We start from the raw sequence: 15,390 nt of genomic DNA, 5'->3' as shown, positions 1-15,390 counted from the left end.
CCCAGGCTCCGCTCAACGATAGTCTTCAAGGGTGCCGCGGCGACGAATGTCGACCGACACGCAATGGAAGCCGCCACTGAGGCTGCGGGCATGGCGCATTTTCAGCGGCGCCACATCGATACCGTGTTTCTCCAGGGCGCGAATCAGCGGCACTTGCTGGTCGTTGATCACCGCCAGCGCCGGGTTGACCATGATGAAGTTCATGCCCTGCCAGATCGACGCGCGCGGGTAGGACCAGCAATAGCCGGTGTCGACCATTTCCGGCGCCCAGATGATGTCCCAGTTCTTGAACAGCGCCGGCACCTGGTCCTTGCGGATCCGCTCCGGACACAGCACCACCAGCCCCGGGCGGACCACGGTGATGGTGGTGTCCAGGTGCGTGCCGTCGTACACGCCGCTCACCGGGTGCACCCGGTAACGATCGCCCAGCACCCGCTGCAGCCACTGGCAACCCAGTTCGTTACCGCTGCGCGAAACCAGATAGAGGATGTCCTCGCCGACGCGGATCACGTTGGCGGCGTCGAAGATCGGCTCGTCATTGGCAATGATCGAGCCGTTCTTGGGGTTGATCCGGTAGGTGCTGTCCAGCAGCTGCGGCTTGGGCGCGGAAATCCAGTTGGAGCCGCTGGCAAAGTATTCGGCCAGGTGCCGGCGATAGGCGAACGGTTCCAGGTAGCGGCTGCGCAGCGCCATCGGCGCCTCGATGATGGTCTGGCCGATGGGTAGCAGCACATCCCGCGGGCAGTAGTTGTATTCGCCGTCGGTTTTCCAGGCCCAAGTGCCGAATACCGCGCGATGGTCAGTGACGTCCGGGCGCCGCACTATGACCCCGTGGGAACGCAGGAAGGCGGCAAAGGCGTCCAGGTCCTCGCTGGCTTCCTCGATCACCTGCTGCGGATAGGGGCCGGATGGAATGTCCTCGATGTAGTCATGCTGCTCGCTGTAATCCAGGGCGAACAGGCCGCGGTCGGGTCGCGGCACCTGCGCGCCCTGGGCGACGCCGACGATCATTTCTTCCAGCGGATCCCACTCGTTGTGCACGTTGACCAGAGACATGGACACTCCTTGATGTTCAGGCCGTTACGCCAACCGGCGCGGCAGGGACAATAGGTTCATGGTGAAACAGCGCCTGATCCTCGCCCCGCGTCTTGCTCCGGGGCAGCACCGCGCCCGCGGAGCCGATGCCCAGGCGCTGCAACCAGGACGTCAAGCGGTCCGGCTGCGGTGCCAGGGACTCGTAGCCGACGCGGACCCGCAGCCAGTGTTCTGCCAGTTCCGCCGGCTTCGTCGCGGCGACCTGGCGCATGTAGGCGTCGATGGCGTCCACCGCCCAGGCCGAATGCCCCGTGGTGACGTTATCGATGGTGTTGTGCAGGTCGACGAACGCCGTGCTGAAGCCGTAGTGCCGGAGGAAGCGCCGGGCCGAACGGTAGCTGCCGCCCACCCCCGACAGCTCCATCGCCAGGTTCATGCCGAGGATTTCCGGCATGAAGGTCACCGGCAGCTTGCCCAGGCACAGCCAGTAGACCGGCAAGCGGAACGAGGCCTCGCGCAGCCGCTCATCCTCGGCGAACTCGCGGGCACCGGTAGGCGCCAGCTCCAGCCCCATCTGGCGCAGGCCGTCGCGGTAGATCTTCGGATGGTTCAGCGCATAGGAGCCGTTGCCCAGCTCGTCCCAATAGGTCTGGAACAGCGCGTAACCGACATGGGACGAAGCCAGCGTCAGGTCGGTGAAGCCCTGGAGCCAGGCGCCGTCGATCAGGGTCAGCGGCGCCAGTTGCAGGGTGGAGTCGACGATTTCCTCGCGCGACGGCATGGCCGCCGGGTCGCTTTCTTCGAACTCCTGACCGTGGCGGTCGTGCTTGTCCAGCAACCATTCGCGCAATACGCCGACATTCCAGGACTCGGGCAAGGTGCGTTCGGAGTTTTGCAGCGAGCGGCGCGACTGCTCCAGCCAGCGCGTCACATAAGCCTGGGCAAAAGCCTGGGTGCGAGGCGCCAGCGCCCTGCCCTGCAAGACGAAATAGGCCTCGCGCAGGCTCTTGGGCCACTGGCCCTGCTCCTGAATGTCCTCGCCCAGCACCTGTGGAACCACTGCATTGCAAGGGCTTGGCGTTGGTACTTGGGCAGCTTCTGCGCGCTGGATCGGGCCGGACAGGCCATCGATCCATTTGCGGATAACGCTCAGGTCGGCCTCGCTGAAAATCCGGAACATGCGCCCGTTCGGCGCGACCAGGGTGTTGACCAACAAACTCTTCTCGGCGTTGCCCGGCACGATCAGGCGGCTGCGCGAAAGCATTTCCAGCAGCGGCACGGGGTCGACCTGGGCCTCACGCAGCCACTGCGCCAGGCTGCGGCCTTCCATCTTGTAATCCTGGTGATAGACCGCGCCGGCCCGGGCCATGCGCTGGATCATCTTGCCCATCAGGCGCTCGGGCGATACCGCGGCCCGACAGTGCGCCAGCAGCCGCTCGTTGAACGTCTTCAGGGCCGCGAACAACCACTGGGCGCCCGCCTCCAGTTGCAGGCGGCGAATGTTGCCCTGGTTGGCGACCTGCTCGCAGACCCACTGGGAGATCTCCAGCGCCGAGCTGTCGCCCGCGCTTTCATCCAGTTGGTTCAGGTCGAGTCGGCGGACATCCAGCTGCTGCGCGTCCAGCACCACCCACCAGGGGCTCAGCCCCAGGGCGCGCCAGGCATAATCGATGCCGCACAGGGTGTCGCCAAAGGCATCGCTGCGGCGGCTGACCGCTTGCAGCAATGCCGGTAATTCGAACAGTTCGTCGGGCAGGTCGGGGAGCGTGGAAAGCTCGAACGGCGAAACCGCACAAGCGGTCAGCCCCGCCTGCACCAACAGCGATTTGAAGTGATCGGCGCGCGATGCCAGGGGCCGCCCGACGCCGACGTCGTGGGCCAGCAGCTCCATGAGCCTGAGCTGCGCGCTGTCCTCGAAAACCCCGGGGGCGCTCATGCCTTGCAGCCAGCAACCCAGCACCGAGGCCAATGGCGCCGAGTGCACCAGCAGGGCCTCGGCGAATTCCCGTTGGTTGCCCAGCTCCGCGGCCTGGCTGGCCAGTTCGCGGTAAGCCTGGGCCTGCTCGTCACGCCAGTGCTCGATCTGTACCCGCAACCCGGCCAAGCCATCCGCACCGGCTTCACCCGGTGCGGCCAGGCCCATCAGACGCCGAATACTGACATCCCCCAGAAAGCTCTCGGGGTTGCTGACTGATCGATAAAACTGGCGCCACATACTGTTTACTTCCCTTCCAGGTTGGAGACCAAGGCAATCCATTGCCGGCCCTCAGTCATCGGCAAGCAATGACATCGGGTGTCGAGATCAGAACATCGGGTAGATCGAAGAGTCCGGCTTCTTCTTTTTCTTCTTGCCGAAGAGGCGTTGGAACAAGCTCTTGATGTAACTCATGGCAGACTCCTTTAAAGAACATCGAGGATGATTTTCGAGACGAAATCATTCCCCTGGTCGGTGAAGTGAATACGGTCGACGAACAACCACTGTTCAGGCCGCAGGGCCTCGGACAGCAGCGGCGTAATGTTCACGAAACGCACGCCCATCTTCTGGGCGCCCTCGCGCAGGCGGGCGGCATAGGCCTCGCAGACGCTGGGCTGCAGGATGTCGCCATAGACCTCGCTGAAACTGCCGGCGCGATCCAGCTCGGCGAACAACTGTTCTTCCTCGTCGCAGCCCTTTTCCCGGACCCAGCCGGCCAGCGGCTGCAGAATGAAGGTCAGCTTGGCGCCCATGTCGGCCGCCAGCGCGCGCCAGGTATCCAGGTGACGCAGGGTCAGGTCGGCGGCGTATTCGATCTGCTCTTCCATGGACGGTGGCGGCTCGGGCGTCGGCTCTTCCTGTTCCTTGCCGAGCAAGGCGCGGAACATGCCGCGCTTGGGTGCCTGAGTCTCCGGACGCATGGCGTCGAAGAACTGGTTGCAGTTGAAGAAAGCGCCGTGTTCGCCACGGCTGCTTTGTGGCTGGCGGGCCAGCCCCAGGTTGTTGAACCCGGAAAACAGCACGATTTCGTCGACCTTGGGCAGCAAATGACGGTAAAGGGTGAAGAGCGTCAGTTCCTGGGTCGAGTTGAAACTGCGTCCGCCGAAGTTGATCCAGGGTTTGCTGTCCGGATCGTTCTCGGCCAGGCGCGAAGGCAATGTCCAGGCATCCGAACTGGCACCGATGCCAAACACGGTCGAGCTACCGGCCAGCACCCGCACGCTCTTGGCGTGACGGCTGTTGGCCACTGAATACTGTATGCCCAGCAGTTCCGAATAGCGGAAGCCCGAGGTATCTGTATTGACCACCTCCGAACGGTGGTCGGTAGGATGGAAATACATCAAATAAGGCAGCCAGCGAACCTCACCACCGTCGGTGAACTTCTGCTCGTACTCAGCCATCTGTGGAGTCAGTTTGATCCTTGCCGTCATTACCCTGCTCTTCCTTGAGAAGTCATCGTCTAAAGTAGCCTGAGGGGGAAGCCCGTTATACGTTGCCCGGGGGGGACTCTGAATTGCGTCGCAACTGTATTTAAGAACAACCAGTACAGTGCGATGCGGGCCATCTTCCCAAAGGCAACCACTGTCTTATAGGTACACGCCGGATGATTTTTCTCAGTACAGATTGCTTTTTTGCCTCTAAAAATTTTCAAAAAAAGTGGAATCTGTAACTTTTTATACGACAGATGAGTCGCTACAGTCCCCCGCATGACTCGATACCTGAATCTCGCCGAATACATCAGCAGCCGCATTGAGCAGGGGTTATACGGGCCGGGGGAGCGTTTGCCTTCGGTGCGGGCCCTGAGCCTCGAGCACGGCGTCAGCCTCACCACCGTGCAACAGGCCTATCGGGTCCTGGAAAGCTCGGGACTGGCTATTCCCAAGCCCAAGTCGGGCTATTTCGTCCCGGCCGGCCGGCGTTTGCCGGAACTGCCAAAGATGGGACGGCCGTCGTTGCGGCCTGTGGATATCTCCCAGTGGGACCTGGTGCAGGACCTGATGCGCCAGGAGCAGAACGCCAATGCCATTCAACTGGGTTGCGGCATGCCCGACACCACGGCGCCGACCCTCAAGCCGCTGCTGACCGCCCTGGCGCGAATCAGCCGGCGCAGCGACAGCCCGAGCCTGCAATACAACCACCTGCAAGGTGTGCTGAGCCTGCGCGAGCAGATTGCCCGCCTCGGCGTCGACTCCGGTTGCCGCCTGACGCCCGCGGAAATCGTCGTCACCAGCGGCTGCCAGGAAGCCCTGTCCATCGCCATCCGCGCCCTGTGCGAACCCGGCGACATCGTGGCCATCGCTTCCCCCTGCTTTCACGGCATCATCCAGTTGCTCAAGGCCGCCGGCCTCAAGGCCCTGGAGATTCCCACCGACCCGGTCACCGGCATCAGCCTGGAAGCCATGGAAATGGCCCTGGAACAGTGGCCGATCAAGGCCATCCAGCTCACGCCCAATTGCAACAACCCGCTGGGCTACATCATGCCAGACGATCGCAAGCGCGCGATGATCCGCCTGGCCCAGCGCTACGACGTGCCGATCATCGAAGACGATATCTATGGCGACCTGGCGTTCCGCTACCCGCGGCCGCGCACCCTGAAGTCATTCGACGACGACGGGCGCGTACTGCTGTGCAGTTCGTTCTCGAAAACCCTGGCGCCGGGCCTGAGGATCGGCTGGATCGCCCCGGGGCGTTACCTGCCGCAAGTGCTGCACATGAAATACGTCGGCTCCGGCACCACCGCGACCCAGCCGCAGCTGGCGGTGGCCGAATTCATTGCCAAGGGTCATTACCTGCCGCACCTGCGACGGATGCGCAAACAGTACCAGCGCCATCGCGACCTGATGACTGAGTGGGTCAGCCGCTACCTGCCGGAAGGCACCCGGGTCAGCAAACCCCAGGGCGGGTTCACCTTGTGGGTCGAGTTGCCGGACGAGTTCGACACCTACACCCTGAACCGGCTGCTGGAAGCCGAGGACATCCAGATCGCCAACGGCAATATCTTTTCCGCGGCCGGCAAGTACCGCAATTGCCTCAGGCTGAACTTTGCCGGCGTGCCCAACCGCAAGATCGAACAGGCGATCAACAAGATCGGCCTGGCGGTCGCGCAACTGCTCCCTGCCTGACAGCCCCTTGCCCCCGCCCCTCGTCCTGCAGCGGCGAGGGCCTTCAACGAATCAGGCCCTGGCCGCACGCCACAGCTTGCCACCCAGCGACACCACGACCAGTACCGCGGCGCCGGCGATAATGCCGGCCACGGCATTGAGCAGCGTCGGCATGATCAGCGAAAACCCGCCAACCACCTCGGCCGTGTGCGCCGTGACAGTCTCGATCCAGTGATGCGCCGCCGGCACGCCGTGGGTCAGGATGCCGCCGCCGACCATGAACATGGCCGCGGTGCCGATCACCGAGAGGCTTTTCATCATGTAGGGCGCTGCGCGCAGGATCGCGCCGCCGATGCTTTTTGCGACCTGGCCCGGCTTCTGCGTCAGCCACAGGCCGAGGTCGTCGAGCTTGACGATGCCGCCCACCAGGCCATACACGCCGACGGTCATGACGATGGCGATGCCCGAAAGCACCACCACCTGCTGCATCAACGGCGCGTCGGCGACGGTGCCCAGGGTAATGGCGATGATCTCGGCCGAGAGAATGAAGTCGGTGCGGATCGCGCCCTTGATCTTGGTCTTCTCGAAGGCCACCAGATCGGTGGCCGGGTCCGCCACGGCTTCGATCAGTTGCTGGTGCTCGGCCTGATCCTCGGCCTTGCTGTGGAGAAACTTGTGGGCGAGCTTTTCAAAGCCCTCGAAACACAGGTAGGCACCGCCGAGCATCAGCAGCGGTATCACCAGCCAGGGCGCGAAGGCACTGATGGCCAGCGCCGCGGGCACCAGGATCAGCTTGTTCAGGAACGAGCCCTTGGCCACCGCCCAGACCACCGGCAATTCGCGCTCGGCGCGCACCCCGGAAACCTGCTGGGCATTGAGCGCGAGGTCGTCCCCCAGCACCCCGGCGGTCTTCTTCGCCGCCATCTTGGTCATCAGCGCCACATCGTCGAGTACCGTGGCAATATCGTCGATCAGCACCAGCAAACTGCTTCCGGCCATGGATCAGGGTTCCTTGAGGTCATAAATGTTGCGAAGCATAGCGCGCAACGAGGGCCGGCGGGGCATTCTTGAGCCTCGCGCAAGGCCGGTGCTACCATGCGCAACCGCCCGAACAGGCAAGGAATCACCTGGTTTATGAGCACCATCCGCGAGCGCAACAAAGAACTGATCCTGCGTGCCGCCAGTGAAGAGTTTGCCGACAAAGGCTTCGCTGCGACCAAAACCAGCGACATCGCGGCCAAGGCGGGGCTGCCCAAACCCAACGTCTACTACTACTTCAAATCCAAGGAAAACCTCTACCGCGAGGTCCTGGAAAGCATCATCGAGCCGATCCTCCAGGCTTCGACCCCGTTCAACGCCGACGGCGTGCCCAGCGAAGTACTGAGCGGCTACATCCGCTCGAAGATCCGCATCTCCCGCGACCTGCCCTTCGCCTCCAAGGTGTTCGCCAGCGAGATCATGCACGGTGCCCCACACCTGAGCCCGGACCAGGTCGAGCAGCTCAACGCCCAGGCCAAGCACAACATCGATTGCATCCAGACCTGGATCGATCGTGGCCAGATCGCGCCCATCGACCCGCACCACCTGATGTTCAGCATCTGGGCCGCGACCCAGACCTACGCCGACTTCGACTGGCAGATCTCGGTGGTGACCGGCAAGGCCAAGCTGGACGAGTCCGATTACGAAGCCGCCGCCCAGACCATCATCCGCCTGGTGCTCAAGGGCTGCGAAACGGACCAGTAAGCCAGCCCCTGTAGCCGCTGCCGCAGGCTGCGATAAGGCCGAAGGTCTTCAGCGATCTTCAGATTTTGCGCACCCGTGGTGTGCGATCGCAGCCTGCGGTAGCGGTAGCGGCAGCAGCTACACGGCTACAGATCAGGCACTCACACCCGCATCCGCCCGCAAGCCCTGCGCCTCGATGGCGCTGATCGCACATTGCTCGTCGATGTCCGAGGTGTCGCCACTGATGCCGATCGCACCCACCACCACCCCCTGCTGATCACGAATCAACACCCCACCCGGCGCCGGCACCACGCTGCCCTGCCCCAGGCTATTGAGCGCGGCGATAAAGGCCGGCCGCTGCTGCGCATCCAGCGCCAGCAGGCGCGAGCCCTTGCCCAGGGCGATCGCGCCCCAGGCCTTGCCGATGGCGATCTGTGGCCGTAGCAGGCTGGCCCCGTCTTCGCGCTGCAAGGTCACCAGATGCCCGCCGGCATCGAGCACCGCAATGGTCAAGGGTGCCGCGCCGATCTCACGGCCAAAGGCCAGGGCCTTGCCGGCCAGGCTGACTGCAACGTTCAAGGTTAAAGCGCTCATGGGTGCCGTCCTTATTTTGTTATTGGGAAAAATTGGGGTGTTCCGATAAGAAGATCGATATAACAAATAGAACACAACAAACCTTGTTTTTGTATACAATAATTTTCGCAAATCCCTGCTTCCGACGAAAAGCTGCCTGTTTATCGGCACCGGACGAACGCATCCAAGCGCGAGAGAAAATGGATTGACCTGCAACACTCGCCATGAATACACTCAGCGCAAAGCCACTTGTATACAATTACAAAACGTAAGAGGCACAAAACCATGAGCAAAATGAGAGCAATCGAAGCCGCCGTTCTGGTGATGCGCCGTGAAGGGGTCGATACCGCTTTCGGCATCCCGGGTGCCGCCATCAACCCGCTGTACTCCGCCCTGCAAAAGGTCGGCGGCATCGATCACGTCCTCGCTCGCCACGTTGAAGGCGCCTCGCACATGGCCGAGGGTTACACCCGTACCAAAGCCGGCAACATCGGCGTGTGCATCGGCACCTCCGGCCCTGCCGGCACCGACATGGTCACCGGCCTGTACAGCGCCTCGGCCGACTCGATCCCGATTCTCTGCATCACCGGCCAGGCCCCGCGGGCCCGCCTGCACAAGGAAGACTTCCAGGCCGTCGACATCACCAGCATCGTCAAGCCGGTGACCAAGTGGGCGACCACCGTCCTGGAACCGGGCCAGGTGCCCTACGCCTTCCAGAAAGCCTTCTATGAAATGCGCTCCGGCCGCCCCGGCCCGGTGCTGATCGACCTGCCGTTCGACGTGCAAATGGCCGAGATCGAATTCGACATCGACGCCTACCAGCCGCTGCCGCTAGCCAAGCCTTCGGCGAGCCGGGTCCAGGTCGAAAAGGCCCTGGCCCTGCTGGATCAGGCCGAGCGGCCGTTGCTGGTTGCCGGTGGCGGCATCATCAATGCCGATGCCAGCGAACTGCTGGTGGAATTCGCCGAACTGACCGGTATCCCGGTCATCCCGACCCTGATGGGCTGGGGCAGCATCCCCGACGATCACCCGCAGATGGTCGGCATGGTCGGCCTGCAGACGTCCCACCGCTACGGCAACGCCACCCTGCTCAAGTCGGATGTGGTCCTGGGCATCGGCAACCGCTGGGCCAACCGCCACACCGGCTCGGTGGACGTCTACACCGAGGGCCGTAAATTCATCCACGTGGACATCGAGCCGACCCAGATCGGCCGGGTATTCACCCCGGACCTGGGCATCGTCTCCGACGCCAGCTCGGCGCTGACCGTGTTCATCGAAGTCGCTCGCGAATGGCAGGCCGCCGGCAAGCTGAAGAACCGCAGCGCCTGGCTGCAGGATTGCCAGCAGCGCAAGTCGAGCCTGCAGCGCAAGACCCACTTCGACAACGTGCCGGTCAAGCCGCAGCGGGTGTATGAAGAGATGAACCAGGTGTTCGGCAAGGACACCTGCTATGTCAGCACCATCGGCCTGTCGCAGATTGCCGGCGCGCAGTTCCTGCACGTGTACAAGCCACGCCACTGGATCAACTGCGGCCAGGCCGGCCCGCTGGGCTGGACCATTCCGGCGGCGCTGGGGGTGGTCAAGGCCGACCCGAGCCGCAAGGTGGTGGCGCTGTCGGGCGACTATGACTTCCAGTTCATGATCGAAGAGCTGGCCGTGGGCGCGCAGTTCAAGCTGCCGTACATCCACGTGGTGGTGAACAACTCCTACCTGGGCCTGATCCGCCAGGCGCAGCGCGGCTTCGACATGGACTACTGCGTGCAGCTGTCCTTCGACAACCTCAACGCCCCGGAACTCAACGGCTACGGCGTGGACCACGTCGCGGTCGCCGAGGGCCTGGGCTGCAAGGCGCTGCGGGTATTCGAGCCGGCGGGCATCCAGCCGGCCCTGCGCCAGGCCCAGGAAATGCTCGAGCAATTCAAGGTGCCGGTGATCGTCGAGATCATCCTGGAGCGTGTCACCAACATCTCCATGGGCACCGAGATCAACGCGGTCAACGAATTCGAAGACCTGGCGCTGGTCGGCAACGACGCCCCGACCGCGATTTCCCTGCTCGACTGACACCCCTATGTAGCCGCTGCCGAAGGCTGCGATCGCATCCGCAGGATGCGCAAGATCTCAGGATCCTCGAAGGCCTTCGGCCTTATCGCAGCCTGCGGCAGCGGCTACAGGGATTGATACCTCTACAGGAGACCACCATGCCGCGTTTTGCCGCCAACCTGTCCATGCTGTTCACCGAACAGGACTTCCTCGCCCGCTTCAAGGCCGCCGCCGAGGCCGGCTTCAGTGGTGTCGAATACCTGTTCCCCTATGAATTCAGCTCCGCCGAGATCAAGGCGCAACTCGACGCCCACGGCCTGACCCAGGTGCTGTTCAACCTGCCTGCGGGCGATTGGGTGAAAGGCGAGCGCGGTATCGCCTGCCTGCCGGACCGGGTCGAAGAGTTCCGCGCCGGGGTCGACCTGGCCATCGCCTACGCCCAGGTGCTGGGCAATACCCAGATCAACTGCCTGGCCGGCATCCGCCCACAAGGCGTCGACGATGCCACGGTGGAAAAGACCTTTATCGCCAACCTCAAGTACGCCGCCGAGAAACTCCAGGCCGCGGGCATCAAGCTGGTGATGGAAGCGATCAACACCCGCGACATCCCGGGCTTCTACCTGAACAACACGGCCCAGGCCCTGTCGATTCGCGAGCAGGTCGGCAGCAGCAACCTGTACCTGCAATACGACATCTACCACATGCAAATCATGGAGGGCGACCTGGCCCGGACCCTGTCCGGCCACCTGGACGCGATCAACCATGTCCAGCTGGCGGACAACCCGGGGCGTAACGAACCGGGCACCGGCGAGATCAACTACCACTTCCTGTTCGGGCATCTGGACAAGATCGGCTACCAGGGCTGGGTCGGTTGCGAATACAAGCCGCTGACCACCACCGAAGCCGGCCTGGGCTGGCTCAAGAGCCACAACGCAATCTGATCGCACACCGCGTCATCGTTCATCGCTGTAGGAGCGAGCTTGCTCGCGAAGGTCGTCAACGATGACGCAGGCATCCTGAATGAACACGGCGCCCTGCCATTTTTCGCGAGCAAGCTCGCTCCTACAGAGGGCGTGCTACCTAACAAAAAGAGGATTTTCTCATGGCTAAAATCGGATTCATCGGCACCGGCATCATGGGTCACCCAATGGCCTCCAACCTGCAAAAAGCCGGTCACAGCCTGTTCCTGTCCCAGCACCACGACGCGGCCCCGGCCGACCTGGTCGCCGCCGGCGCGGTCGCCCTGGCCAGCCCCAAGGAAGTGGCCCAGGAAGCTGAATTCATCATCGTCATGGTCCCGGATACCCCGCAAGTCGACGACGTGCTGCTGCGCGCCGACGGCGTGGCCGCGGGCGTCGGCCCGGGCAAGGTGGTGATCGACATGAGTTCGATCTCGCCAACCGCGACCAAGGCCTTCGCCGCCAGGATCAACGAGAAAGGCGCGCAGTACCTGGACGCCCCGGTGTCCGGCGGTGAAGTCGGCGCCAAGGCGGCGACCCTGAGCATCATGGTCGGCGGCGACAGCCAGGCCTTCGAGCGCGCCCTGCCGCTGTTCCAGGCCATGGGCAAGAACATCACCCTGGTCGGCGGCAACGGCGACGGCCAGACCGCCAAGGTGGCGAACCAGATCATCGTCGCCCTGAACATCCAGGCGGTGGCCGAGGCCCTGCTGTTCGCCGCGAAAAACGGCGCCGACCCGGCCAAGGTGCGTGAAGCGCTGATGGGCGGCTTCGCCTCCTCGAAGATCCTCGAGGTGCACGGCGAGCGCATGATCAAGGGCACCTTCGACCCGGGCTTCCGCATCAGCCTGCACCAGAAGGACCTCAACCTGGCCCTGCAAGGCGCCAAGGAGCTGAACATCAACCTGCCCAACACCGCCAACGCCCAGCAAGTGTTCAGCACCTGCGCGGCCATCGGCGGCAGCAACTGGGACCACTCGGCGCTGATCAAGGGCCTGGAACACATGGCGAACTTCTCGATCCGCGACAAGTAAGAGAACGCCAGTAAATCCCCTGTAGCCGCTGCCGAAGGCTGCGATCGACTTGGGCGGCACTCCGACGCAGCAGGCGCGCACTTGCACATCGCAGGAAGGTTCTTCGAACCTTATCGCAGCCTTCGGCAGCGGCTACAGGTTGCGTTACAGCCACACCTCGAATAACAAGAAATCCGGGAGCCCGCCATGCCGGTCGATCCGCAACAATTCCTCCGTGAGCTGTTCGCCACAGCCATCGACGCCGCCCACCCGCAGCACGTCCTCGAAGCCCATTTGCCCAACGACCGCAGCGGCCGGGTGATCGTCATCGGTGCCGGCAAGGCCGCCGCGGCCATGGCCCAGGTGGTCGAACGCTGCTGGTTGGGTGAAGTCAGCGGGCTGGTCGTCACCCGCTACGGCCACGGCGCGCCCTGCGAAAAAATCGAAGTGGTCGAAGCCGCCCATCCGGTGCCCGATGCCGCTGGCCTGGCCGTGGCCAAGCGTGTGCTGGAACTGGTCAGCGACCTGTCGGAACAGGACCGGGTGATCTTTCTCCTGTCCGGCGGCGGTTCCGCCCTGCTGGCCCTGCCCGCCGCGGGCATCAGCCTGGCGGATAAGCAGTCGATCAACAAGGCCCTGCTCAAGTCCGGCGCCAGCATCGGCGAGATGAACTGCGTGCGCAAACACCTCTCGGCGATCAAGGGCGGCCGCCTGGCCAAGGCCTGCTGGCCAGCCACCCTCTACACCTACGCGATTTCCGATGTACCGGGCGACCTGGCCACGGTCATCGCCTCCGGCCCCACCGTGGCCGACCCCAGCACCTCGGCCGAGGCCCTGGCGATCCTCAAGCGTTATGCCATCGAGGTACCGGCGGCGGTGCGCACCTGGCTGCAAAGCCCGGAGTCGGAAACCGTCAAGCCCGGCGACCCGAGCCTGGCCCGCAGTCACTTCCAGCTGATCGCCCGGCCACAGCAATCGCTGGAGGCCGCCGCGGTGAAAGCCCGCCAGGCCGGTTTCAGCCCGCTGATCCTCGGCGACCTGGAAGGCGAGTCCCGCGAGGTGGCCAAGGTCCACGCCGGCATCGCCCGCCAGGTGGTGCTGCACGGCCAGCCGCTGGCGGCGCCCTGCGTGATCCTGTCCGGCGGTGAAACCACGGTCACCGTGCGCGGCAATGGCCGCGGCGGGCGCAATGCCGAGTTCCTCCTGAGCCTCACCGAAAGCCTCAAGGGCCTGCCCGGCGTCTACGCCCTGGCCGGCGACACCGACGGCATCGACGGTTCCGAAGACAATGCCGGCGCCATCATGGCCCCGGACAGCTACGCCCGCGCCGCCGCCCTGGGCCTGAGTGCCAGCGACGAGCTGGACAACAACAACGGCTATGGCTACTTCGCGGCCCTGGACGGGTTGATCGTCACCGAACCGACCCGCACCAACGTCAACGACTTCCGCGCCATCCTGATCCTCGAGAGCCCCAAACATGACGCCTGACAAAAAGGTCAAAATCCTCGCCACCCTCGGCCCGGCCATCGACGGCATCGACGACATCCGCGAGCTGGTGCAAGCCGGGGTGAATATCTTTCGCCTCAACTTCAGCCATGGCGACCACGCCGATCACGCCCAGCGTTACCAGTGGATCCGCGAAGTCGAAAAACAGCTGAACTACCCGCTGGGCATCCTGATGGACCTGCAAGGCCCGAAACTGCGGGTCGGCACGTTCGCCGAAGGCAAGGTCCAGCTGCATCGCGGCCAGGCCCTGCGCCTGGACCTGGACAGCACCCCGGGCGACCAGCGCCGGGTCAACCTGCCCCACCCGGAAATCCTCAAAGCCCTGGAGCCGGGCATGGACCTGCTGCTGGACGATGGCAAGCTGCGTCTGCGGGTCACCGCCAAACACGCCGACGCCATCGATACCACGGTACTCAACGGCGGCGAGCTGTCGGACCGCAAGGGCGTCAACGTCCCGCAGGCGGTGCTCGACCTCAGCCCGCTGACCGCCAAGGACCGCCGCGACCTGGACTTCGGCCTGGAACTGGGGGTGGACTGGGTCGCCCTATCGTTCGTGCAGCGCCCCGAGGACATTCATGAAGCCCGCGCGCTAATCGGCGACAAGGCGTTCCTGATGGCCAAGATCGAGAAACCCTCGGCAGTCACTCAACTGCGCGAGATCGCCGAACTGAGCGACGCGATCATGGTGGCCCGTGGCGACCTCGGGGTGGAGGTGCCGGCCGAAAGCGTGCCGCAGATCCAGAAGAACATCATCGGCACCTGCCGCCAGCTGGGTAAGCCGGTGGTGGTGGCCACGCAGATGCTCGAATCCATGCGCTTCTCCCCCGCCCCGACCCGGGCCGAGGTCACGGACGTGGCCAACGCGGTGGCCGAAGGCGCCGACGCGGTGATGCTCTCGGCGGAAACCGCCTCCGGCGAATACCCGCTGGAGGCGGTACAGATGATGAGCAAGATCATCCGCCAGGTGGAAAGCGGCCCGGACTACCAGACCCAGCTCGACGTCAGCCGGCCCCAGGCCGAAGCCACGGTGTCCGATGCCATCAGCTGCGCGATCCGCCGCATCAGCAGCATCCTGCCGGTGGCGGTGCTGGTGAACTACAGCGAGTCCGGCAGCTCCAGCCTGCGCGCGGCCCGGGAACGGCCGACGGTGCCGATCCTCAACCTGACGCCGAACCTGTCCACCGCGCGTCGCCTGACGGTGGCCTGGGGCGTGCACTCGGTGGTCAACGACCGCCTGCGCCAGGTCGACGAGGTCTGCTCCACCGCCCTGGAAATCGCCCAGGCGCAAGGCATGGCCAAACGCGGCGACACCCTGTTGATCACCGCAGGCGTGCCATTCGGCCAACCGGGCTCGACCAACTCGCTGCGCATCGAAACCCTGATCTGAGCCCTGTAGCCGCTGCCGAGCCTGCGAGGCTGCGATCGAAGTGGGCGGCACTCCGACGCAGTCCTCGCCAGGCCCGAGC

The 15,390-nt window shown here is 64.1% G+C and carries 12 protein-coding genes; 7 read left to right on the top strand and 5 right to left on the bottom strand.

What is annotated here, in order from left to right; translation table 11 throughout:
- Positions 1-12 precede the first annotated feature (12 nt).
- The 3 genes from DK261_RS24930 to DK261_RS24920 all read right to left on the bottom strand — a co-directional run bounded on the left by DK261_RS24930 (position 13) and on the right by DK261_RS24920 (position 4,440).
- Positions 13-1,056: an inosamine-phosphate amidinotransferase 1 gene (locus tag DK261_RS24930; RefSeq protein WP_110176703.1), complete on the bottom strand. Its 1,044-nt coding sequence runs from the start codon at positions 1,054-1,056 to the stop codon at positions 13-15.
- A gap of 16 nt (positions 1,057-1,072) precedes the next feature.
- On the bottom strand, positions 1,073-3,250 hold the full coding sequence (locus DK261_RS24925) for an iron-containing redox enzyme family protein (protein ID WP_110176701.1): 2,178 nt from the start codon (positions 3,248-3,250) through the stop codon (positions 1,073-1,075).
- Between the two features lie 185 nt (positions 3,251-3,435).
- Positions 3,436-4,440, bottom strand: coding sequence for an inducer of phenazine A (locus tag DK261_RS24920; RefSeq protein WP_038631048.1), 1,005 nt, complete (start codon positions 4,438-4,440; stop codon positions 3,436-3,438).
- 276 nt (positions 4,441-4,716) lie between these two features.
- Between DK261_RS24920 and DK261_RS24915 the strand changes: the two genes are divergently transcribed.
- On the top strand, positions 4,717-6,132 hold the full coding sequence (locus DK261_RS24915; RefSeq protein ID WP_009047750.1) for a PLP-dependent aminotransferase family protein: 1,416 nt from the start codon (positions 4,717-4,719) through the stop codon (positions 6,130-6,132).
- A 51-nt stretch (positions 6,133-6,183) separates the two neighbouring features.
- On the opposite strand, the gene DK261_RS24910 is transcribed toward DK261_RS24915, so the two are convergent.
- Positions 6,184-7,110, bottom strand: coding sequence for a DUF808 domain-containing protein (locus DK261_RS24910; RefSeq protein ID WP_016702222.1), 927 nt, complete (start codon positions 7,108-7,110; stop codon positions 6,184-6,186).
- A 135-nt stretch (positions 7,111-7,245) separates the two neighbouring features.
- On the opposite strand from DK261_RS24910, the gene DK261_RS24905 reads away from it, so the two are divergent.
- On the top strand, positions 7,246-7,854 hold the full coding sequence (locus tag DK261_RS24905; RefSeq protein ID WP_009047748.1) for a TetR/AcrR family transcriptional regulator: 609 nt from the start codon (positions 7,246-7,248) through the stop codon (positions 7,852-7,854).
- Between the two features lie 132 nt (positions 7,855-7,986).
- Here DK261_RS24905 and DK261_RS24900 read toward each other — a convergent pair whose 3' ends face one another.
- Positions 7,987-8,427, bottom strand: coding sequence for a heme-binding protein (locus DK261_RS24900; RefSeq protein WP_110176699.1), 441 nt, complete (start codon positions 8,425-8,427; stop codon positions 7,987-7,989).
- 264 nt (positions 8,428-8,691) lie between these two features.
- Between DK261_RS24900 and gcl the strand changes: the two genes are divergently transcribed.
- From gcl to pyk, 5 genes are all read left to right on the top strand, one after another.
- Positions 8,692-10,467, top strand: coding sequence for a glyoxylate carboligase (gene gcl / locus DK261_RS24895; protein ID WP_028681915.1), 1,776 nt, complete (start codon positions 8,692-8,694; stop codon positions 10,465-10,467).
- Between the two features lie 137 nt (positions 10,468-10,604).
- Entirely contained in the window at positions 10,605-11,387 is a 783-nt protein-coding gene (hyi, locus tag DK261_RS24890) for a hydroxypyruvate isomerase (protein ID WP_016702225.1), read from the top strand.
- Between the two features lie 161 nt (positions 11,388-11,548).
- On the top strand, positions 11,549-12,439 hold the full coding sequence (locus tag DK261_RS24885) for a 2-hydroxy-3-oxopropionate reductase (RefSeq protein ID WP_009047744.1): 891 nt from the start codon (positions 11,549-11,551) through the stop codon (positions 12,437-12,439).
- A 186-nt stretch (positions 12,440-12,625) separates the two neighbouring features.
- The gene (locus DK261_RS24880) at positions 12,626-13,906 is read left to right on the top strand and encodes a glycerate kinase (protein ID WP_028681916.1); all 1,281 of its coding nucleotides are present in this window, start codon (positions 12,626-12,628) and stop codon (positions 13,904-13,906) included.
- Positions 13,896-15,311: a pyruvate kinase gene (pyk, locus tag DK261_RS24875; protein ID WP_009047742.1), complete on the top strand. Its 1,416-nt coding sequence runs from the start codon at positions 13,896-13,898 to the stop codon at positions 15,309-15,311. The genes DK261_RS24880 and pyk overlap by 11 nt, the downstream gene beginning before the upstream one ends.
- The last annotated feature ends 79 nt before the right edge of the window (positions 15,312-15,390 follow it).

It is taken from the genome of Pseudomonas sp. RW409 (assembly GCF_003184125.1).
GTDB classification, from domain to species: domain Bacteria; phylum Pseudomonadota; class Gammaproteobacteria; order Pseudomonadales; family Pseudomonadaceae; genus Aquipseudomonas; species Aquipseudomonas chlororaphis_I.
This window is presented reverse-complemented; position numbering and strand designations above follow the sequence as displayed.